At 65.8% G+C, this 19,313-nt stretch carries 23 protein-coding genes; 11 read left to right on the forward strand and 12 right to left on the reverse strand.

Annotated features, from left to right (window positions below):
• Nucleotides 1-17: 17 nt before the first annotated feature.
• The 5 genes from QTI05_RS00595 to QTI05_RS00615 are packed head-to-tail and all read left to right on the forward strand — an operon-like array spanning nucleotide 18 to nucleotide 3,734.
• Nucleotides 18-857 (forward strand): amidohydrolase family protein, encoded by an 840-nt coding sequence (locus QTI05_RS00595; RefSeq protein ID WP_286622520.1) that lies wholly within the window; start codon nucleotides 18-20, stop codon nucleotides 855-857.
• Nucleotides 854-1,654: an SDR family NAD(P)-dependent oxidoreductase gene (locus QTI05_RS00600; RefSeq protein WP_286622521.1), complete on the forward strand. Its 801-nt coding sequence runs from the start codon at nucleotides 854-856 to the stop codon at nucleotides 1,652-1,654. The genes QTI05_RS00595 and QTI05_RS00600 overlap by 4 nt, the downstream gene beginning before the upstream one ends.
• Nucleotides 1,655-1,684: 30 nt before the next feature.
• Nucleotides 1,685-2,641, forward strand: a complete 957-nt coding sequence (locus QTI05_RS00605; RefSeq protein ID WP_286622522.1) for a Bug family tripartite tricarboxylate transporter substrate binding protein — start codon at nucleotides 1,685-1,687, stop codon at nucleotides 2,639-2,641.
• Complete coding sequence (locus tag QTI05_RS00610; RefSeq protein ID WP_286622523.1) at nucleotides 2,641-3,168, forward strand: carboxymuconolactone decarboxylase family protein; 528 nt, start codon at nucleotides 2,641-2,643, stop codon at nucleotides 3,166-3,168. The genes QTI05_RS00605 and QTI05_RS00610 overlap by 1 nt, the downstream gene beginning before the upstream one ends.
• A gap of 14 nt (nucleotides 3,169-3,182) precedes the next feature.
• Nucleotides 3,183-3,734, forward strand: coding sequence for a DUF4286 family protein (locus QTI05_RS00615; protein ID WP_286622524.1), 552 nt, complete (start codon nucleotides 3,183-3,185; stop codon nucleotides 3,732-3,734).
• Here the strand turns inward: QTI05_RS00615 and QTI05_RS00620 are convergent.
• From QTI05_RS00620 to QTI05_RS00630, 3 genes are all read right to left on the reverse strand, one after another.
• Nucleotides 3,706-4,692 (reverse strand): Bug family tripartite tricarboxylate transporter substrate binding protein, encoded by a 987-nt coding sequence (locus QTI05_RS00620; protein ID WP_286622525.1) that lies wholly within the window; start codon nucleotides 4,690-4,692, stop codon nucleotides 3,706-3,708. The two genes, QTI05_RS00615 and QTI05_RS00620, sit on opposite strands and share 29 nt — an antisense overlap.
• Nucleotides 4,693-4,721: 29 nt before the next feature.
• On the reverse strand, nucleotides 4,722-6,659 hold the full coding sequence (locus tag QTI05_RS00625; RefSeq protein ID WP_286622526.1) for an aconitase family protein: 1,938 nt from the start codon (nucleotides 6,657-6,659) through the stop codon (nucleotides 4,722-4,724).
• 129 nt (nucleotides 6,660-6,788) lie between these two features.
• Nucleotides 6,789-7,718, reverse strand: coding sequence for a LysR substrate-binding domain-containing protein (locus QTI05_RS00630; RefSeq protein WP_286622527.1), 930 nt, complete (start codon nucleotides 7,716-7,718; stop codon nucleotides 6,789-6,791).
• 272 nt (nucleotides 7,719-7,990) lie between these two features.
• Here QTI05_RS00630 and QTI05_RS00635 point away from each other — a divergent pair, with 272 nt between their 5' ends.
• The 4 genes from QTI05_RS00635 to QTI05_RS00650 all read left to right on the forward strand — a co-directional run bounded on the left by QTI05_RS00635 (nucleotide 7,991) and on the right by QTI05_RS00650 (nucleotide 10,415).
• A complete protein-coding gene (locus tag QTI05_RS00635; protein ID WP_286622528.1) occupies nucleotides 7,991-8,443 on the forward strand; it encodes a hypothetical protein in 453 nt (150 codons plus the stop codon).
• 94 nt (nucleotides 8,444-8,537) lie between these two features.
• Nucleotides 8,538-9,143 carry a class I SAM-dependent methyltransferase gene (locus QTI05_RS00640; protein WP_286622529.1) on the forward strand — a complete coding sequence of 202 codons (606 nt, stop codon included), beginning with the start codon at nucleotides 8,538-8,540 and terminating at the stop codon, nucleotides 9,141-9,143.
• Nucleotides 9,144-9,408: 265 nt separating this feature from the next.
• Entirely contained in the window at nucleotides 9,409-9,795 is a 387-nt protein-coding gene (locus tag QTI05_RS00645) for an MAPEG family protein (RefSeq protein ID WP_286622530.1), read from the forward strand.
• A gap of 188 nt (nucleotides 9,796-9,983) precedes the next feature.
• Complete coding sequence (locus QTI05_RS00650; protein WP_286622531.1) at nucleotides 9,984-10,415, forward strand: hypothetical protein; 432 nt, start codon at nucleotides 9,984-9,986, stop codon at nucleotides 10,413-10,415.
• 78 nt (nucleotides 10,416-10,493) lie between these two features.
• On the opposite strand, the gene QTI05_RS00655 is transcribed toward QTI05_RS00650, so the two are convergent.
• From QTI05_RS00655 to QTI05_RS00675, 5 genes are all read right to left on the reverse strand, one after another.
• Nucleotides 10,494-10,826, reverse strand: coding sequence for a DUF7677 family protein (locus QTI05_RS00655; protein ID WP_286622532.1), 333 nt, complete (start codon nucleotides 10,824-10,826; stop codon nucleotides 10,494-10,496).
• 40 nt (nucleotides 10,827-10,866) lie between these two features.
• Nucleotides 10,867-11,178, reverse strand: a complete 312-nt coding sequence (locus tag QTI05_RS00660; RefSeq protein WP_286622533.1) for a hypothetical protein — start codon at nucleotides 11,176-11,178, stop codon at nucleotides 10,867-10,869.
• Nucleotides 11,179-11,341: 163 nt separating this feature from the next.
• Nucleotides 11,342-11,956 carry a dihydrofolate reductase family protein gene (locus QTI05_RS00665; protein WP_286622534.1) on the reverse strand — a complete coding sequence of 205 codons (615 nt, stop codon included), beginning with the start codon at nucleotides 11,954-11,956 and terminating at the stop codon, nucleotides 11,342-11,344.
• Nucleotides 11,957-12,019: 63 nt separating this feature from the next.
• Nucleotides 12,020-12,502 carry a DUF1801 domain-containing protein gene (locus QTI05_RS00670; RefSeq protein WP_286622535.1) on the reverse strand — a complete coding sequence of 161 codons (483 nt, stop codon included), beginning with the start codon at nucleotides 12,500-12,502 and terminating at the stop codon, nucleotides 12,020-12,022.
• A gap of 2 nt (nucleotides 12,503-12,504) precedes the next feature.
• A complete protein-coding gene (locus QTI05_RS00675) occupies nucleotides 12,505-13,125 on the reverse strand; it encodes a TetR/AcrR family transcriptional regulator (protein WP_286622536.1) in 621 nt (206 codons plus the stop codon).
• Nucleotides 13,126-13,160: 35 nt separating this feature from the next.
• Between QTI05_RS00675 and QTI05_RS00680 the strand changes: the two genes are divergently transcribed.
• Nucleotides 13,161-14,432, forward strand: a complete 1,272-nt coding sequence (locus QTI05_RS00680; protein WP_286657772.1) for an MFS transporter — start codon at nucleotides 13,161-13,163, stop codon at nucleotides 14,430-14,432.
• A gap of 141 nt (nucleotides 14,433-14,573) precedes the next feature.
• Complete coding sequence (locus QTI05_RS00685; RefSeq protein WP_286622538.1) at nucleotides 14,574-14,834, forward strand: hypothetical protein; 261 nt, start codon at nucleotides 14,574-14,576, stop codon at nucleotides 14,832-14,834.
• A 10-nt stretch (nucleotides 14,835-14,844) separates the two neighbouring features.
• On the opposite strand, the gene QTI05_RS00690 is transcribed toward QTI05_RS00685, so the two are convergent.
• Genes QTI05_RS00690 through bioA form a run of 4 tightly spaced genes read right to left on the reverse strand, consistent with a single transcriptional unit; the run spans nucleotide 14,845 to nucleotide 19,307 of the window.
• Nucleotides 14,845-16,044, reverse strand: a complete 1,200-nt coding sequence (locus tag QTI05_RS00690; protein WP_286622539.1) for a cytochrome P450 — start codon at nucleotides 16,042-16,044, stop codon at nucleotides 14,845-14,847.
• Nucleotides 16,041-16,760 carry a dethiobiotin synthase gene (bioD, locus tag QTI05_RS00695; protein ID WP_286622540.1) on the reverse strand — a complete coding sequence of 240 codons (720 nt, stop codon included), beginning with the start codon at nucleotides 16,758-16,760 and terminating at the stop codon, nucleotides 16,041-16,043. Before bioD ends, QTI05_RS00690 begins: the two co-directional genes overlap by 4 nt.
• Nucleotides 16,757-17,959, reverse strand: coding sequence for an 8-amino-7-oxononanoate synthase (gene bioF / locus QTI05_RS00700; RefSeq protein WP_286622541.1), 1,203 nt, complete (start codon nucleotides 17,957-17,959; stop codon nucleotides 16,757-16,759). Before bioF ends, bioD begins: the two co-directional genes overlap by 4 nt.
• Entirely contained in the window at nucleotides 17,925-19,307 is a 1,383-nt protein-coding gene (gene bioA / locus QTI05_RS00705; protein WP_286622542.1) for an adenosylmethionine--8-amino-7-oxononanoate transaminase, read from the reverse strand. Before bioA ends, bioF begins: the two co-directional genes overlap by 35 nt.
• Between the last annotated feature and the right edge of the window lie 6 nt (nucleotides 19,308-19,313).

Genomic DNA, 19,313 nt, shown 5'->3' on the forward strand with positions numbered 1-19,313 from the left:
ATCGCGAAACTCGCTTCATGACAACAACCCTTCCCTCGGGGGCCTGCAACGCCCACTGCCACGTCTTCGGCCCCGGCGCGCGTTTTCCGTACGCAGCCGACGCCACTTTCGTCCCCGCGGAAGATGCACCCAAGGAAGCCCTCTACGCATTGAATGACCGGCTCGGCCTCGAGCGCTGCGTGGTCGTGCAGTCCGCCTGCCACGGCTTCGACAACCGTGCGGCCGAAGACGCAGTTGCCGCGCGGCCTTCTACCTATCGCGCCATTGCCCTTCTGCCGACCGATGTCGACGACGCCGAGCTGAAGCGACTCGACGCCGCAGGCTTTCGTGGCGTGAGGTTCAACTTCATGGGCCACCTCGGCCGGCACACCCCTATCGAAGATGTCCTGTCATTGGCGGCCCGCTTCGCGCCACTCGGCTGGCATCTGCAGATCCACGGCGATCCCGCCCTCCTCACCGACCTGGCACCCGCGTTGCGCCGTTCGCCGACGCCGGTCGTCATCGACCATATCGGCCGGATCGATGCGTCGCAGGGAATCGACCAGCCGGACTTCCAGGCGCTGCTGCGGCTGATGTCCGACGAGCGCTTCTGGGTCAAGGTGAGCGGTATGGATCGCATCACGCGGCTTGGGCCGCCCTACGCTGATGCCCAGCCCTTTGCCCGCATGCTGGTCGCCGAATTCGGAGATCGCGTGGTCTGGGGCAACGACTGGCCGCATCCCAATCACGCCGGGCCCCTGCCCGACGAGCAGCAGCTTGTCGACCTCATTGCCGAGGTCGCGCCGACGCAAGCCGCGCGCCAGGCACTGCTGGTTCGCAATCCCCAACAACTCTACCGGTTTGAAGACAGAACATGAGCCTTCGATTCAACAACAAGGTGGCCATCGTCACCGGCGCCGGATGTGTCGGTGCCGGGTGGGGAAACGGCCGTGCCATCGCGGTGCGCCTCGCCGAAGAAGGCGCCAGGGTCCTGGCGGTGGATCGCGATCGCGCGCGGCTTGACGAAACGCTCGAGCTGGCCGGCGACGCCCGTGCGTCCATCACGCCCTGGGTCTGCGACGTGACGAGCAGCGCGAGCGTGGCTGCAATGGCGACCGCCTGCCTGGACGCCTACGGCACGATCGACATCCTCGTCAACAACGTGGGAGGCTCTGCGGCAGGCGGTCCGGTCGAACTGGCCGAAGACGCCTGGGATTCGCAGATCGACATCAACCTCAAGAGCGTGTTTCTCACCTGCAAGCATGTGCTGCCCACGATGCTTGCAAAGGGTGCCGGAGCCATCGTCAATATCTCGTCGACATCGGGCATGCGATGGACCGGCAGCGCCCAGGTTGCCTATGCCGCAACCAAGGCCGGCGTCATCCAGATGTCGCGGGTGATCGCAGTCCAGCATGCGGCCCAGGGAGTGCGCGTCAACAGCGTCGTGCCGGGACAGCTGCACACGCCCATGGTGGAGACGCGCCTCGCCGGGCAAAGGGCGGGCGGCGATGTCGACGCCCTGCTGGCCCAGCGCCAGAAGCGCATCCCGCTGGGCTTCATGGGCGATGGCCGGGACACCGCGAGCGCGGTGTTGTTCCTGGCCAGCGACGAGGCCCGCTTCATCACGGGCACAGAGCTGGTCGTCGACGGCGGCATGACCGCGCGCTGCGACTGAACGCCCAACTACTACAAGAAGGAGACATTCATGATCAAGCACATCATGCTCGCGGCAACTCTCGCCGCGATGCTGGCACCCGCGGCCAACGCACAGCCGAAGACGACGCGGATCGTCGTTTCATTCACTTCTGGCGGGCCGGTCGACTCGGTGGCCCGCACGCTGTCCGAGCAGCTCGGCAAGGAACTGGGCCGGACGGTGATCATCGACAACAAGCCCGGCGCCAATGGCGCAATCGGCGCCGTCGACGTCATGAAGTCGGCACCGGATGGCAGCACGCTCTGGTTCACCAGCGTCGGCGCCGCGGCGATCAACTCCTCGCTCTACGAGAAGCTTCCGTACGACATGCAGCGCGACTTCGCACCGGTCTCGCTGGTCGTCAACAACGTCGAACTGCTGGTCGCCCAGCAAGGCAATCCGGCGAAAGATGCGGCCGAATTCGTGGCGGCAACCAAGAAGCGCGCCGAGCCGACGGCGATGGGCTCCTCCGGCACCGGCAGCATCCCGCATCTCGCGATCGAACAGTTGTCGGATTCGAGCGGCGCCAGGCTCATGCATGTGCCCTACAAGGGTGCTGCGCCCGCCATCACCGACTTGATGGGTGGCCAGATCAGCGGATTCTTCGGTGATGTCCCCGGCTTGATCGGCCATGTCCAGGGCGGGCGCCTGAAAGCGCTGGGCGTGGCCTCCAGCAAGCGGCATCCATCGCTGCCGGACGTGAAGACACTCGAGGAGCAAGGCATCAAGGGTGTAGACACCAACAACTGGTACGCGCTCTTTGCGCCAGCCAAAACACCGCCAGAGGTGATCGAGGCGCTGAACAAGGCGGTACGCACCACGCTGGCCAACCCGGCCGTGCGCGACAAGCTGCTCAAGACCGGCACCGAACCCGCGCCGTCCACGCCCGCGGAACTTGCCGCGATCCAGAAGCGCGACACCGAGAAGTGGGCCAGGCTGATCCGCGCCAAGAACATCAAGGCCGACTGATGGCGGCCGGCCACATCAGGGTTCCCCTCGTCCAGCCGGGCACGCGGGTCGAACTGGCAGAAGTCGAAGCGCGGATCATGGCCGAGCGCGGCCGCGTGTCGCTGCTCTACCAGGTGCTGCTCAACAGCGGGCCGATTGCCTCGGGCTGGGAGCGCATGCTCACGGCTGTTCGCAACCAGACCGGCGTACCCGCTGATCTGCGCGAGTTGATGATCCTTCGCGTTGCCGTGCTCAACGGCGCCAGCTTCGAATACGACGCGCACGTGCCGCACGCGCAGAAGGCGGGGGTCAGTGCCGACAAGATCGAGGCCGTGCGACAGGCGGCGCTCCCGGATGTCTTCGCCCCGCTCGAGCGCCTGGTGCTGGAGTTGACCGACGCGATGACACGCCATGTCGTGGTTCCTGAAGAGCTCATGGCCCGCATCCAGCAGCACTTCGATCCCAAGGGCGTGGTGGAAGTGGTGGCCACTGTGGCGGCATACAACATGGTGTCGCGGCTGTTGGTCGCGCTGAACGTCGCGCACTGAAGCCGGAGCCCGTGATGCAAGACCTTTGGCTTCTCAAGCATGGCCCGTTGGCCGAAACAATCGATCGCACCAGCGTTCAGGCGTGGCATGCGCTGGATCGGTCCGGGTGCTACATGTACATGCCAGGAGACACAGCAGCACCAACGCTCCCCCTCGGCGCAGGTGCCGGTGCCGGTGGCTGGCAGCGACTCCGCTGTCTGCAGGAACTCGCCGGCGCCTCCGCTGGCCAGGTTGCCCTGAACCACTACGTTGTCGAGACCGATGTGCTGCCCGAGTTCGAGGACGACCTCAACGCCTGGTATGCCCAGGAGCATCTGCCGGGCCTGGCAGCGGTGCCGGGAACGGTACGGGCTGCGAGGTATCTCGACGCCGGAGCTTCCCCCAGGTACTACGCGTGCTACGACCTCGTGGACGCGGCCATCCTGGGCAGCCCGACCTGGCTCGCCGTTCGCGCGACCCCGTGGAGTTCGCGCGTGCGGCCCGCATTCCGGAACACGCGGCGAACCATGTTCTGCAGGACACTGCCGGAGCCGCCATCTACTGCGGTTCAAGCCCTGTCTTCTTGACCAGGGACGCATACTTTGTCAGCTCGCTCTTGAACTCCGCCTGAGCCTGCTCGGGCGTGCCAATGCGGATGGTGTTTCCCTGCTTCGCCATGGCGTCTTTGACGGCAGCATCCGCAAAGGCCACCACCACCGCGTCGTGGATCTTCTTCACGTTGCCCGCACTCATGCCCTTCGGGCCGATGACGGCAAACCAGGCTTCCACCACCAGATTCGCCAATCCTTGCTCGACAAAGGTCGGTATCTCTGGCGCTGCCTGGCTGCGCTGGGCGGCAAGGGTGCCGATCGCACGCAGCGCACCACTCTTGATGTGCGGCTGAACGCTCGGCAGCGCGGCGGTGGCGAACTCGACCTGCCCGCCGATCAGGTCGGTCACCATCGGGCCGACGCCCTTGTAGGGAATGTGCTTGGCGGTCGCGCCGGCCTGCTCGAGGAAGAGCTCGGTCGCCAGGTGCAGGATCGTGCCGTTGCCCCCGGACGCGAAATTGAGAGTGCCCGGCTTGCTCTTGAGCAACGCGATGAACTCCTTGCTGTTCGTCGCAGAGACCTTGGCAGGGTTGACCACCAGCACCATGGGTGTCGCTCCGACCACCGCGATGGGCGTGAAATCGCCCGGCATGTCGAAGGGCAGCGATTTCAGCACGCTTGGAAGGATCACCACATTGTTGGACACGATGGACAACGTGCTGCCGTCGGGCGCCGACCGCGCCAGCGCCTGCAGGCCCACCACCCCACCTGCGCCAGGCTGGTTGTCGACCACCACAGCGGCGTTGAGCGCCTTCGACAAGGCAGGCTGCGCTGCGCGCGTGATGGCATCGACGCCGGATCCCGTCGCGTTGGGAAGGATGAACCGGATGTTGCCGGACTGCCCGCTTGCGGTGAAATGCCAAGCACCCGCAGCGGCGGCTGCTGCCGTGGCAGCCAGTACCGAGCGGCGCGTGAAGTTCTGTTTCGACGTCATGGTTGTCTCCTGGTTATATATGTGGGTATTCAGGCGTGCCGCTGCTGCAGCGTCTCGAAGGACACGAGTTCGCCCGCGATCGCGCTGGCCGCCACGGTCGGCGGGCTCGCGAGCCAGACCTGGCCCGGTCCGCCGCGCCCGGGAAAGTTCCGGTTGATCGCACTGACGGTGATCTGCTCACTCGTCGTCGACCCACCGGGGCCGCAGTTGCCACAGGCGCCGCACGATGGTTGCAGCATGCGTGCGCCAACTTTCTCGAACGCGTCCATGTAGCCCTTGGCGATGCAGTGGTCGCGCACCGCCGTGGTTCCGAACTGCAGAAACAGCTGCACATTCGGTGCGATCTTCAGCCCGCGGTCGGCAGCCCAGCGCAGCACCGCGTGGTAGTGGTCGAAATCTTCTCGCTTGCCGGCGGTGCACGATCCGCCGTACGCGATATCGATGCGCACCGGCGCCTGTACCTCCGACAACGGCAGGCCGTTGCCGGGGTCGCCAGGGCGGGCCACCATCGGCGGCACGCTGGCGCAGTCGATGCGAATGGTTGCGGCGTATTCAGCGCCCTCGTCGCTGCGCATCCAGGGCTCGAGCGCAAAGTCGATGCCACGCCGCTCTCGCAGGAAGCGCACAGTTTCGGCATCAGGCGCGACGATGCCAGTGAAGCCGCCAAGCTCGGCTGTCATGTTGGTGAGCGTAGCCCGTTCGTCGGTGGAAAGCCATGCGACAGCCTCGCCACAAAATTCGAACACCTTGCCAACGCCTCCCCCCGTGCGAATGAACGGCTGGGAGAGCAGGTGCAGCACGATGTCCTTGGCCGTCACCCCAGGCGGCACACGGCCGTCCAGCACTATGCGCAGCGACTGCGGCACGGTGAGGCGCACGGCGCCCGTCACGAAGGCGTTGGCCATGTCCGTGGTTCCGACACCGAAGGCCACGCAGCCCAGCGCGCCGCTGTGCGGCGTGTGCGAATCGGTGCCGACAACGAGCTGACCCGGCAATGCGTAGTGCTCGGCCATCATCGCGTGCGAGATGCCCGCGACGTTGCTGCCGTCGTCTGACGCCGCCTCGGCCTCGCTCAGCGTGCGGTGCGAGCGCAGCGTGTACGCCGCCGCAAAGTCGCGCTGCGCCTCGACCATGCGGTGCACGTTGGGCACCAGCCCGCCGCGCAGGTGCGCAGGGCTTTCCTCAACGTAGGAGGTGTGGTCCTCGAACACGATGATGGAGGCGGCATCGTACAGCGCAAGCGGGCGGCCGAAGGCGGTGTGCAGCATGTGCGCGGCCATGCCGGTGTAGTACTCGTGGATGAAGCGCCAGTCGGCGCGCACGAAGGCGCCGGCACCCGGCCCGGGATGCGCGTCGGTCAACTCGGTGGCCAGCGCATGGCGTGCCACGATCTTCTCGAACAGCGTGCGCGGGCGCGCGTCGGTGGCCTCAGGCGCGACGGTGATGTCCCGCATGGACTGCTGGCCGAAACGCAGCAAGCCGCCGCTCTTGAGGATGGCAGCTGCCAATGCATCGCGGCCGGCCACGAGATCGTCGAGCGTAATCGCCTCGCCCGCCTGAATGCGTTCGACCAGGCCGTAGTCGGTCGAGGTGAAGAGGCCGATGTTGTCGGCGTTCTGGCGGTAGATGCGCTCGAAGCTCTCGGCGATCACGAGCCGGACGCCAGCGAGCTTTTCTGCGGCCGGACTGTGCTCGCGCGAGGAGCCTTTTCCGTAGCGTTTGCCGGCCACCACGACCTCGACGCCATGCATGCGGATCGCATCGGTGTCGATGGGCGTTGCGTCGCCGGCCCTGAAGCCGGTGTAGGGGTAGCGGCCGAGCTTGTCGTCGTAGTGCGTGAGGATCGGCAGCGGTGTGATTTCGTCCGTCGAGACGTCGTCTCGCAAGGGACGAGCTTCTTCGAGTGAAACCCCTTCCCCTTGAAGGCTGTGGGTGACCACGTCGGCCGACCGGCTCAGAAAGAGCATGGCCGGCGCGAACCGGAGTGCCTGTGTGCTGGCTGAAGAAGTGGCTGGCATCCCCAATTCTCGCGAGCGCGCCGCGTGCCAGAAAGCGCCGATACGGCAGACCGGCTCTCGCGAAATGCGAGATCGGGCTTACCCTTGGAGGTTCTCGATCAAGGCGGCGACCGCGCGCAGCCGCGGTGACTTGCGCAGTGCATACATGCGCAGTTCGCGCGCGGCCCAGGGCTCGTCGAGCGGTCGTCGCACGAAACGCGGGTTGCCGGCATATGCGGCGGCTGCACTCCGGGGAATCACCGCAATGCCGAGCCCGGCTTCGACCATGCGGCAGACCGCATCGAAACTGCTGACCGACACGGTCGGCGCAAATGACCGATGCAATGCCGCGGCGCGCTCGTGCAGCGAGCGGTCGAGCGCGCCGTGCCGGTGAACACCGATCAACGGTTGCTCCAGCACCTGCAAAAAGCTCAGCGCCTTGCGCCTTGCCAGGGCATGGCCGGCCGGCAGCACCACCTGCAGCGGGTCGACGGCAAAAGGCCAGGACTCGAGTCCGCCAGGCACCGCCATGGCGACGCCGATGCCCACGTCGGCGCGATCGTCAAGGCAGGCACGGACGACGTCGCGCGTGTCGTGCTCCGTCAGTGAGACTTCGACCTCGGGATATGCCGCCATGAAGGCGCGCAGCCGCTCTGGCAGGAAGCCGACTACCGCCGACATGTTGGCGTACAGCCGCACGGTGCCGCGCACTTCGCCGCCTCGGGTCTGCACTTCGCGCACAAGCGCCTGCAAGTCCTCGTCGATCTGCTCTCCACGCGCCAGTACCGTACGGCCGGCGTCGGTCAGGGCAACGCCGCGCGGCGACCGCACGAGAAGGGGCGTGCCGAAGGCACGTTCAAGATCGGCGAGCCGCCTGCTGAGCGCAGAAGGCGCGATGTGCTCCTGCTCGGCGGCACGGACGATCGACCCCGCCCGCGCGGCGGAGACGAACAATCGGATGCTGTAGGGATCAACGCGGCGGGCCAAGGCAGGTTCGATTCGTGGGATTCGACATTGTTGCAGCCTCACGCCGGGGAACAGCTACTCCCTGCTTGCAGGCCTCAGGGCTCGACGCCGACTGCCTGCCTGGCAGAGAACCTGTATGACGATGGCGTGCACGAGGTGCTCTTTGCCCGAGGAGTCGTAGAGGCCAACACGACCGGCACCTGGTCGCACGTCAAGTGGCTTTGCCGGATCGACTCCGCAGGAATCATCGATCTAATATCCGGGTAATGGCCGCTTCGGGCTGCTGCGCCGCCGACCGTGCTTCGGCTACACACAGCCAATAGGAGACCTTCAAGATGTCCCTCGAATCGACGCTCAAGATTCTCACAACGATTGGCGCGGTGATCGCCTTCGGCTGGGGCGCATATCAGTTCCTCCTTACGCAACGAGGCCAAGCTGAAACGCGAAGAGTTGAGGCGACCAGGCCATTTCTTGACAGGCAACTGAAGCTCTACACCGATGCCACTCAGGCTGCTTCGACGATGGCGACGTCAAAATCGCCGCAGGAGGTTGCGGCAGCAAGGAGCAAGTTTTTCCTGCTGTTCTGGGGCGAACTTGTGATGGTGGAAGATCGCCACGTCGAATCAGCGATGGTCGAGTTCAGGGACGCGCTCAACGCAGGAAAAGCCGGGGCAGAACTCGAACAATTGTCGCTCCGGCTTGCGCGCGCATGTCGCAATTCCCTGGCCGAATCTTGGGGTGTGAAGCAGTGGCAAGACCCGCACAACGCGCCAGACGCTGGAAAGTAGAGGGTCAGAATCCGGCCAGTACCGGACGTTCGTCGCAACTCTCCAATTTCCAGTTCCTCGCTGCACGTCAAGCGCGTACGAGTAGGATTCACCCATGGAGTCTGTTGATGCCGCCACCTTCGATGAGTCGTACTACGCGCGCTACTATTTCGATAAGAAGACCAAGGTAGCCGACCGGCAGCATGTCGAACGGCTGGGTGCCTTTGTAAGTTCCTACTTAAAGTACCTGCGCGTCCCTGTGCGTCGAGTGTTGGACGTCGGTTGTGGAATGGGGCTGTGGCGCGACATCGTAGCCCGGCACTTTCCGCAGGCGAGGTATCAAGGCGTCGAGGTCAGCGAATACCTGTGCGGTCGCTACGGCTGGGAGCGTGGCTCGGTCGTGGACTACCAGGCTCAGGAGCCATTTGACTTCGTCATCTGCCAGGGCGTTCTGGCCTATTTGAGTCCAGTCGACCTCAAGCGTGCCCTACGCAACCTCGGGACTCTAAGCCATGGCGCGCTCTACGTGGAAGCAGTGACGCTCGAGGACTACGAGAATGACATCGTGGACGAAGACCTCACCGACCCTCTCCTCTTTCGGCACCGCGCAGACACGTACCGGCGAGGGCTGTCGAGGAAATTCAAGAACTTGGGCGGCGGCGTGTGGCTCAGCCGACGAGCCGATGTGCCACTCTTCTCGCTGGAATGCGCAGTGGAGTGACCAGTCAGTCGGTAGCGGCTGGCCGTCGTGGGCCAGGAGTGGTCGCTCGTCGTCGCCTCGCAGCGAACCACAGGTGAGCGCGTGCGCGCTGACCGCAGCCCTCGTCAACAATCGGCCAGAACCGATCAGTCGAGCACGACCCGAAACTCGCCGCAGAGATGTCTTGTCGTCCGCGCCGCGACGTCGAGCGAAACCTGACGCGTTCGTCGATGGCGTCACGGCCGGCCCGTGTCTATCATGCGTCAACTAGGATGGAAGTGCGGTCATGACAAGCATGCTTGCCTGTTCGGCGGCGATGGTGCTGCTGTATGCGCTCCTAAGCGTGAACGTTTCGCGTGTGCGAATGCTTGCGGCCGGGCGCGCCGGCGCCACGGAAGACCAGGTCAGAAACGCAATCCGGGCCCACGGCAACGCGTCGGAGTACATCCCACTATTTGTGCTGCTCTTTATTTACCTGGGAAGCGCATCCCCGACGCCGTTTGAGCTCGGGGTGGCGATTGTCGCCACGGTGAGCCGGATTCTGCATGCGATTGGGATGCTTCGAAGCCCTAGCGTTATGAAGCGACATCCGCTGCGCTTCTGGGGCGCTACCGGTACGTACCTGTGTCTGTTCGCCCTGGCATTTGTGCTTTTGCGGCGGACGTTGGTTTAGCGAAGGTCGCTGGACACGAGCCCCGCAAACATGCGTTGCCATCAAATGCGAGTCAGCACGTCCGACGGATCAAATGCGGATGCTCCATTCGGCCATGTCCAGGCGTTCGCGGACGACTGCTTGCGGGCCGCATGAGTAGGCTGGAGTTCGGCCCGCTGTCGAACGCTCGATCACGCTAAGGAATTGCAATGGCAACGGACTTACACCTAGAAGTCGAGAAATTGAGGCGCTGGTTGGCCACGAACCGTTGGGTCGATGGATACGACGCTTGGTGGACGGAAGGGGGTGTCGTAGGGGTGGTGCACGACTTCCTGTCGCGGGTGCCACCGGACGACTGGTCGGAAGAAGAAGTCACAGACCTCCTGTACGTCCTTGAGCAATCAAGCACCGACTACGTCGCTGAGCTTGCTACGCGGACAGAGGAGATGGCTTTAGCTATCGCCGAGCATTCGATTGCGCGGGGCGGCATTGCCAGTGATGACATTGCCGAACAGTTGGGTCGATGCGTCGACCGCCGCGCAGAGGCTGAAGCTCTGTTGATGCGTTTTGCGCAGGACGAGCACGAACGAACGCGCCGTATTGCAGTGCTTTCGTTAGCAAAGCTTCGATCGTCTGAATGACCGCTTTTCGGCGGTTAGTTTTGAAACCCAAAGGACTGCAGCGGGCCCGAAGCGGAAGTAGCGATGACTGGAAAGCGGTCATCCTCGATCTTGGAGAGGCGGCGGACTATAGAGCGCCGTCTCCCAAAGCTCCAGCGGCGGATCTACTTTGAAGGAGGGATCACACCAAGACCTCAGGTAGTCGGTCGCTCGCTTCTGCGCGTACGTGAAGTTCAGGACTTTGCCTTCAGCATCCATTTCAATGACGTTGGCGAAAATCGCAAACACCATCTCGAACTCGCTTGGGCACTCGCCGTACAGCTTTAAATAGTCGATGCCTTCAAGCATGTAGTGCGTCCCGCTCGCCATAAAGAACGCAAACGTCCGCAGCGCACCGCTGAAATCGTGGCTTAGCTTTGTTGTTGTAGACATGGTTGTGACAGGTGCCTGCTTCTGGTCGAATGCCGCTGCTTCAGTCGACCGCTGATTCTGACTTAGCTCGGCGTATCCATGGCGAGTTCCCATCCTCACGCGAGGCAGACCACCCGAGTGGCATGTCCGCCAGTTCAATCAGCGTGCGGTCGCGCTCTATCAACTGCACAAGCGCCACGATCATCGCTTGGGACATATCGGCAGCGTCACTCGTGAGCATCTGCCAAGCGCCATCGTCATCGTCGTGGGAGACGTAGAGGATTGGCGCAGTCCCATTCATGATGGACCTCACGGTGAAGCAAGCGAGGTTCGGCGCGTCCTCGAAGGGCCATGCGTCGTCAGGATCGGGCATGTCTTATTTCAGTGAAATGGATGATGTGCAAGCGCACCGACTGTCTGCTTCCGAGCGAACTGGACCTGGCGATCGAGCGGCAGCTTCTGGCCGACTGTAGCCGGTCGCGCTGCCGTCGCGAGGGGCCCATAGCGGGCGCTGGGCGCTCCCCGGAAGCAGTCGTTCAACGCTCCTGTTCAGCGGCGGGCCGCGCAGCGGAGCGTCCGCTGCAACCGATTGTTAGCCGCGCGCGCCGGTAATGCATGGCGACCGCGCCGTTGCTGAGCGGCTTCGCCGAGACCAGCTCAAGCCGTCGCGTCTTGGGCAGCCCGCTCTGGTACAGGGTCGGGCCGTGGCCGGCGATCCTGGGGTGAACGAGGAACTTGTACTCGTCGATCAGGTCCAGCCGGTCCAGCTCGGTCGCGAGCTTGCCGCTACCGAGGAGCACGCCGGCCGGGGTTGCGTCCTTGAGCTTTTGCACGCCCGAGCGCAAGTCGCCGGCGATGTGGTGGCTGTTGGTCCACGGGAATTCCGTCCGCGTCGACGACACGACGTACTTCGGCTTGATCTCCAGCTTGACCGCCCATTCGCGCAGCGTCGGCGGTGCCTCCACATCGCCGCGGGCGACCGCGGGCCAGTAGCTCTCCATCATCTCGTAGGTGGCGCGGCCCCACAGCATCGCCCCACCCTCGTCCATGAGGCGGGTGAAGAAGGCGTGCGTCTCGTCGTCGGCGATTCCCTCCTGGTGGTCGACGCAGCCGTCCAGGGTGACGTTGAGGCTGAAGGTTAGAAGTCCCATGCGAGTCTCCTCCGAGTTGGGCGGTCCGCCGGACTGTCGCTTGTCGACGAATACCTGCTCGGTCTACCGGACCGACTGCCTTCGGAGCGCGGGGCGGCCGAGAAAACCGGGCATCGCAGCCGCCTGCTTCACCCAGTTCGCGATCTGCAGCTCGTCGAGCTCGTCGCCTTCGTGGATGTCGAGGTAACGCGTGTCCTTGTCCTTGCTTGGGCCGGGCGGCATCGGTCGCAGTGATGAGCCGCGGAAAAAGGTCACCTTGAGGTAACGGGTGAAGGCGTGGAATCCCACAAACCAACCCTGGCCCTCGACGCCGTAGAACGGTGAGTTCCACTTCACGGCCTTGCGCACGTCGGGCACGTTCTGCGCAATGAGTGCGTCCAGGCGCTTTCCGACGTCGCGCTTCCAGCCAGGCAACGCATCGATATACGCCTGCACCGGAGCGTCGCCGTCCGCCTTGGCGATCTGCGGATTGCCGCCCGAGAGGAGGACGACGGCGCCCTGCGCAGCCTTTGGCTTTGGTTTTGTTCCTGCTCCGACCTGTTTCATCTTCAATCCTTTCGCGTCAAGACCTGCTTCGCGTCCTTGACGAGAAGCCCGTTCAGCAAAGCCTTGAATGCCTTTACCGCGCGCTTCGATGCGGCGGCAGGATCGTCCGCATTGGCTATCCATTGGGCCGCGTGCAACGAGGCTCCGCTGAGCAGCCGTGCGGCAGCTTCCGGATCGACGTCGATGATGAAGCCGTCTTTTTTCAGCCTTCTGAGGCTCTCGGTCATCGAGCGGATGCATTCGCTCTGCGACGGCCAGGTCGAGGGATCACCCAGCACCGCGGGGCCATCGTGCATGACGATGCGCCGGATCTCGGGCTCCATGGCCATCTCGATATAGGCGATGCTTTCATTAACGAAGCCGCGCCAGGGGTTCGTCGCCTTGGCCGCGATGACGCGCAGACGTGCCGACATTTCGGCGTCGATCTGGGCGATGACGGCCTGAAGCAGCCCCTTCTTGTCACCGAAATGGTGATAGAGGGCGCCCCGCGTGAGGCCGGCCGCGGCCGTGAAGTCGTCCATCGAAGCGTCCGCATAGCCGACCGAGCCGAATGCCTGGCGCGCCGCGTCCATGAGCTTTGCCCGCGTTTCGGCAATCATTTCCTTGCGCGGTCTGTGCGCCATTCGTCTTTCCCCTTCACATACGAAGCGTATATGTATTGACGTACGCTCCGTATGTCATCTTATCCATTTCCAGATCGAGGAGCTTCCCGATGCCAAACCCCTACGCCGAGATATTCCGGACGCCGGGCGCCAAAGGCTTTGCAGCGGCAGGCTTCGTTGCTCGCCTGCCGGTTGCCATGTCCACGATCGGCATCGTCGCCATGCTGTCGCAGACGAACGGCGCGTACGGGCTCGCGGGTGCGGTCGCGGCCACGTTCGCGCTTGTCAACGCGCTCGTCGCGCCGCAGATCTCCCGGCTGGTGGACCGGCTCGGCCAACGCCGCATCCTCACGCCGGCGACCACGCTTTCGGTGGCGGGCTTCATCGGCCTGTTGGCCACGACGCATTTCGGCGGGCCGGTCTGGATGCTGTTCGCGTTCGCGCTGCTCGCCGCCGCAATGCCCAGCATGCCGGCCATGATCCGCGCGCGATGGACGGAGCTTTACCGGGACACGCCCAAGGTCGGCACCGCTTTCGCCTTCGAGTCGGTCGCAGACGAGCTTGTCTATATATCGGGCTCGGCCCTGGCCGTCGGTCTCAGCGTGTCGCTGTTCCCGGAGGCCGGCCCGCTCGCCTCGACCCTGTTCCTCGCCGTCGGCTCCGCCGCCTTCATCCTGCAGAGGGGCACTGAACCCAGGGTGCAGCCGGCGGCCAGGGGCGGCGGCACGCCGACCATCAAACTGCGCCCGATCCAGATCCTGACTTTCGCGCTGGTCGCCATCGGCGCGATCTTCGGTACGGCCGAGGTGACCGTCATTGCGCTCACGGTTGAATTCGGCAATGCGGCCGCGGCCAGTCTGGTGCTTGGCGGCTATGCCCTCGGCTCCATGTTCGTTGGCCTGGTGTTCGGCGCCTTGAAGCCCCGGATGCCGCTTTCGCGCCAGTTTGCAATCGCGATCGCCATCGCGGCCGCGACGACCGTGCCGCTGCTGTTCGTGAGCAATATTCCGATGCTGGCCCTCGCCCTGTTCGTCAGCGGCGCAGCGATCTCGCCAACCTTCATCACGGCCTTCAGCCTGGTCGAACGGCTGGTGCCTGCCGCCAAGCTCACAGAGGGCATCACCTGGGTGATGACCGGGATCGGCATCGGCATGGCGATCGGCTCGTTCGTCACCGGATTGGTCATCGACGCCTTCGGCCCAAGCCAGGGATTCTGGGTATCAGTCGCGGCCGGCGGTGTCGCCTGCCTCACTGCGCTCCTGGGCCAGCGCAGCCTGACGGTTTCGCACTCGATCGGGAACCGGCTCCCGGCGAGGTACGCAGGATGACCATGAACAGACATCTGGCTCTTTTTGCGGGTGTCGAGGCACATGGTGGGCGACTCGCTGCGCCTGGGTTCGGTATCGAACAGACAAGTCCGGGTTTCAGCGATAGCCTGACGCTGTCCCATCGTCCGTATCGAGCATCCCATGGCCCTTTCTCTATTTGCCGCCGAATCCATCGTCGGCGACTACCTCGATGGGCGGATCCTGCCCGCGGCGCTGCACGACAGCGTCGTGCGGATGGCCGAGGCAAGGCTGAGGGATGGCTCGATGCCGGTACTAAACGAAACGATGTGCCGGGACATTGACGCCGGCGCAACCACGCCGCCGCCATGGTCCATCGAGTCGGTCGTGAAGGCCGCTCAGGCTCGCAGCAGGGAGCTTCGGACGATCCCGGAGGCCCTCTGAAACCCGCTGCCTAGGCCTGACGCACCGGCAGCGCGCCCAGGCCGCGGTAGACCGCATTGCCGCTCCAGCGCGGCTGTGCATCGACCCGTTGCAGCCGGGGGAATCGGCGCAGCAGCCGGCCAAACACGATCTCGGCCTCCATCAGCGTCAGGCCCGCGCCGATGCACAGATGCGGGCCGGCGCCGAAAGACAGCAGGCCGCCAGGGCGGCGCGCGACGTCCAGGCGATCGGGTTCTGCATGGCGCGCCGGATCCCGGTTGGCAGAGGCGATGAGCGCGACCACCAGGTCGCCACGACGCAACTGCCGACCATGCAGCACGAGATCGGCTGTGACGCGGCGGCCGGTGTACTGCACCGGGCTGTCGAAGCGCAGCAGCTCGCGCACCGCGCCCGGCAAGAGCGCGGGCTCGCGCTGCAGGCGCTGCCACGAAACCGGATCGGCGAGCAGCGCCTGCAGGCCGTTGCCCAGCAGATTGCGCGTGGTCTCGTGGCCGGCGAAAAGCAGCATCGCGCATTGGGCCAGCAGCTCGGCACCGGGCTGGATGTCGCCTGCCGCCTCGGCCCGCAGCAGCCGGCTCACGAGGTCGTCGCCCGACGCGTGCCGGCGCTGCGGCACGAGCTGCTCGAAGTAGCCGCTCATCGCCAGCAGGCTGGTGCGTGCGCGCCGTGCCTGCTCGAGCGACGGTATCGGCGCGCCGATGAAGGTCGCCAGATCGTCGGACCAGGCGATGAAGTCGCCGCGATCGGCCGCAGGGATGTCCATCAGCATCGCCATCACCTCGGCCGGCAGCGGCCGTGCCAGCGCCTGCATGAAGTCAAAGCCCGCGTCGGCGTCCACCGCGTCGAGCAAGGCATCGACGCGCTGCCCGATGGCCGGCGCGAATTGCTGCAGGACGTCATTGCGAAAGCCCGCGTTGAGCACGCTGCGGATGCGCGTGTGGTCCGGCGCATCGAGAAACAGCATCGCGCGCGCGAAGAGCTGCTGAAAGTCCATCAATTCGCTGCGGGCAGCCCGGCTCTGCATCACCCAGCCACCGGTGCGCTGCGCCGAGAAGCGCACGGCATCGCGCAGCACCGCCTCCACGTCGGCATGGCGCGTCAGCAGCCACGCGCCGCCGAAGAATTCCTCGCTCCAGTGGATCGGCCCGGCCTCGCGCAGCGCGGCATAGGTCGGATAGGGATCGGCACGGAACGCCGCATCGATGATCATGCCAAGCCGAACAGCACGCGGAGCGCCGAATCGTCAAGGCAAGCCGCAACAGCCGCCGGCTCCGGGCTGGCCAGCCGGGGTACGACGCCCAGGCAAGGCGCCTGGTGGCGCCGGCCCAGTTCATGGCGCAGCGTGGCGAGGTTCTCGTCACGCTGCAGCATTGCCGCATCGACGGTGTTCGCGACCCAGCCCGCCAACCGCAGGCCGCGCGCGCGGATTGCTTCGGCACTCAGCAGCGCATGGTTGATGCAGCCCAGGCGCAGCCCGACCACCAGCAGGACCGGCAACCCCAGATCCACGGCGAAGTCGGCGCTGTCGAAGTCAGGCGCGAGCGGCACGCAGAAACCACCGACGCCCTCGACGACCAGCTGGTCGACCTGCACCGCGAGCGTCCTGGCCCCTTGCAGCAGCACGGCACGCTCGATGGTGCGGCCCTCGAGTGCCGCCGCGATGTGCGGCGCACAGGCGGCTTCGAACTGGCAGGGGCCGACCTCGGCGTTGGTCAGTGCCACTGAGCCTGCGTCGCGCAGCGCACGCACGTCCTCGTTGACCGCTTCGCCGTCGATCGATTCGGTGCCGGCAGCCACCGGCTTGTAGCCGGCGCAACGCAGCCCTCGCTCGCCGAGCCAGTGCAGCAACGCGGCGCTGACGCGCGTCTTGCCGACCTCGGTGTCGGTGCCAGTGACGAAGCAGCCACGCATCGGTGCGGCACTCATCGCAGGCTTGCGGCGGCCCGCGCCAGCCCGTCGACCAGTGTCTGCACATCCTCTGGCGTGTGCGCTGCGCTCAGCGTGATGCGCAGCCGCGCGGTGCCTGCGGGCACCGTCGGCGGTCGGATCGCCGGCACCCACAGGCCCTGCGCATCGAGCGCCGCAGACAAGGCCAGCGCGGCCGCGTTGTCGCCAACGATCAGCGGCTGGATCGCGGTGGTGGAATCGGCCAGGCGCCAGCCGAGGCCGGGGTGCTGCTGCATCAGCGCGTTCAGCCGGTCGCGCAGCAGCTCGATCAGTTGCCGCAGCCGTGCGCGCCGCTGTTCGCCCTCGTCGCTGCCGATCAGGCGCAGGCTCGCGCACAGCGCATGCGCGATCGCCGGCGGCGCTGCGGTGGTGTAGATGTAGCTACGCGCCGACTGCACCAGCCACTCGATGATGCTCGGGTGCGCGGCCACGAAGGCACCGCCCAGGCCTGCGGCCTTGCCAAGCGTGCCCATGCAGATCAATCGCTCGCTGCGCAGGCCGAAGTGCGACAGGCTGCCGCGGCCGCCTTCGCCGAGCACGCCGAAGCCATGGGCATCGTCGACCACCAGCCAGGCGTCGTGCGCCTCGGCCAGCGCCAGCAGGGCCGGCAGGTCGGCCAGGTCGCCGTCCATGCTGAAGACGGCATCGCTCACGATCAGCTTGATCGGCGTGCTGCAGCGCCCGAGTTGCTGCGCCAGCAGATCGAGCCGGCCGTGCGGATAGCGCTGCAGCGGCGCCTTGGCCAGCAGTGCGCCGTCGACCAGCGACGCATGGTTGAGCTTGTCGGCAAAGATCGTCGCGCTGGCATCGCCCAGCGCGGTAAGCAGCGCCAGGTTGGCCATGTAGCCGGTGCAGAAGCTCAGCACCCGCGCGCCCGGGATGGAGGGCGACATCCACCGTGCGAGCTCGTCTTCGAGCAGCGCATGGGCATGCGAATGACCACTGATCAGATGCGATGCGCCGCTGCCCGCGCCGTGGAGGCGCGCGCCCTCCCCCAGCGCCTCGATCAGCGCCGGATGGTTCGCGAGCCCCAGGTAGTCGTTGCTGCAGAAGGCCAGCATGTCGCGGCCGGACACCCGCTGGTGCGGGCCACAGGGCGACTCGGTGGTGCGGCGCTGCCGGCGCAGCGCCTGGCCATCGCGCTCACGCAGTCGGTGGTTCAGGTGTTCGATCAGCATGGGCGTTCTCGCAAGAGGCCACGGCATCCAGCGTCTGCATCACGCGCTGCGCGAGCCAGTCGGCAAGCCCGTCGTCCAGCACGTAGGGCGGCATCAGGTAGACGGTGCGGCCGATCGGGCGAATCAGCAGTTCGCGCTCGCGGCCCGCGAGGTGGAAGCGTTCGGCAAAGCGCTCGCCCACGAAGGGCGCGCGCACGTCGAAGGCCCAGATCATCCCGCGCTGGCGGAAGTGCTCGATGCGCGGGTCGGCCTGCAAAGGCGCGAGCGCCGCGGTCAACGCGGCGGCGCGTTGCCGGTTGCGCTGCAGTACGTCGTCTTCCTCGAAACGGTCGAGCACCGCCAGCGCCGCGCGGCAGGCCAGCGCGTTGCCGGTGTAGGAGTGCGAATGCAGGAAGCCGCGCGCAACGTTGTCATCGAGAAAGACCTCGTAGATCGCGTCGCGCGTCATCACCAGCGACAGCGGCAGCGTGCCGCCGCTGATGCCCTTGGACAGGCAGACGAAGTCCGGCCAGATGGCGGCCTGCTCGCAGGCGAAGAAGGTGCCGGTGCGTCCGCAGCCGACCGCGATCTCGTCGGCGATCAGGTTTACCTCGTAGCGGTCGCACAGCGCGCGCACCGTGCGCAGGTAGGCCGCATCGTGCATCGCCATGCCGGCAGCGCCCTGCACCAGCGGCTCGATGATCAGCGCGGCAATGTGTTCATGGCGCGACTCGAACAGCGCCTGCAGCTCGGCCGCGGCCCGCGCAGCAACATCCACCGCGGTTTCGCCGGGTGCAGCCTGGCGCGCGTCGGGCGACATCATCTGGTGCGCACGCATCAGCAGCGGATCGTAGGCATCGCGGAACACCGCCACGTCGGTCACGGCCAGCGCGCCCAGCGTCTCGCCGTGGTAGCCCTGGCGCAGGCAGACGAACTCGCGCTTGGCGGGTAGCCCGCGGTTACGCCAGTGGTGAAAGCTCATCTTCAGCGCGATCTCGACCGCCGAGGCGCCGTCGCTCGCAAAGAAGCAATGGCCGAGCACGCCGCCGGTCAGGGCCGACAGGCGTTCGGCCAGCTCCACTGCCGGCGCGTGCGTGCAGCCGGCCAGCATCACGTGCGGCAAGCGGTCGAGCTGGTCTTTCAGCGCCGCATTGATGCGCGCATCGGCATGGCCGAACAGGTTGACCCACCACGAGCTGGTGGCGTCGAAGTAGCGCTGCCCTTCATGGTCGATGAGCCACGGGCCTTCGCCGCGCGCGATCGGCAGGGGCGGCACCGCAGCCGCGCGCTGCATCTGCGTGCAGGGGTGCCAGACGCTGCGCAGGCTGCGCTGCTGCCAGGAATGGTTGGCGCCAACGGATGGGTGCATGCCCAA

The sequence above is a fragment of the Variovorax fucosicus genome, from assembly GCF_030316825.1.
Taxonomy (GTDB): domain Bacteria; phylum Pseudomonadota; class Gammaproteobacteria; order Burkholderiales; family Burkholderiaceae_C; genus Variovorax; species Variovorax fucosicus.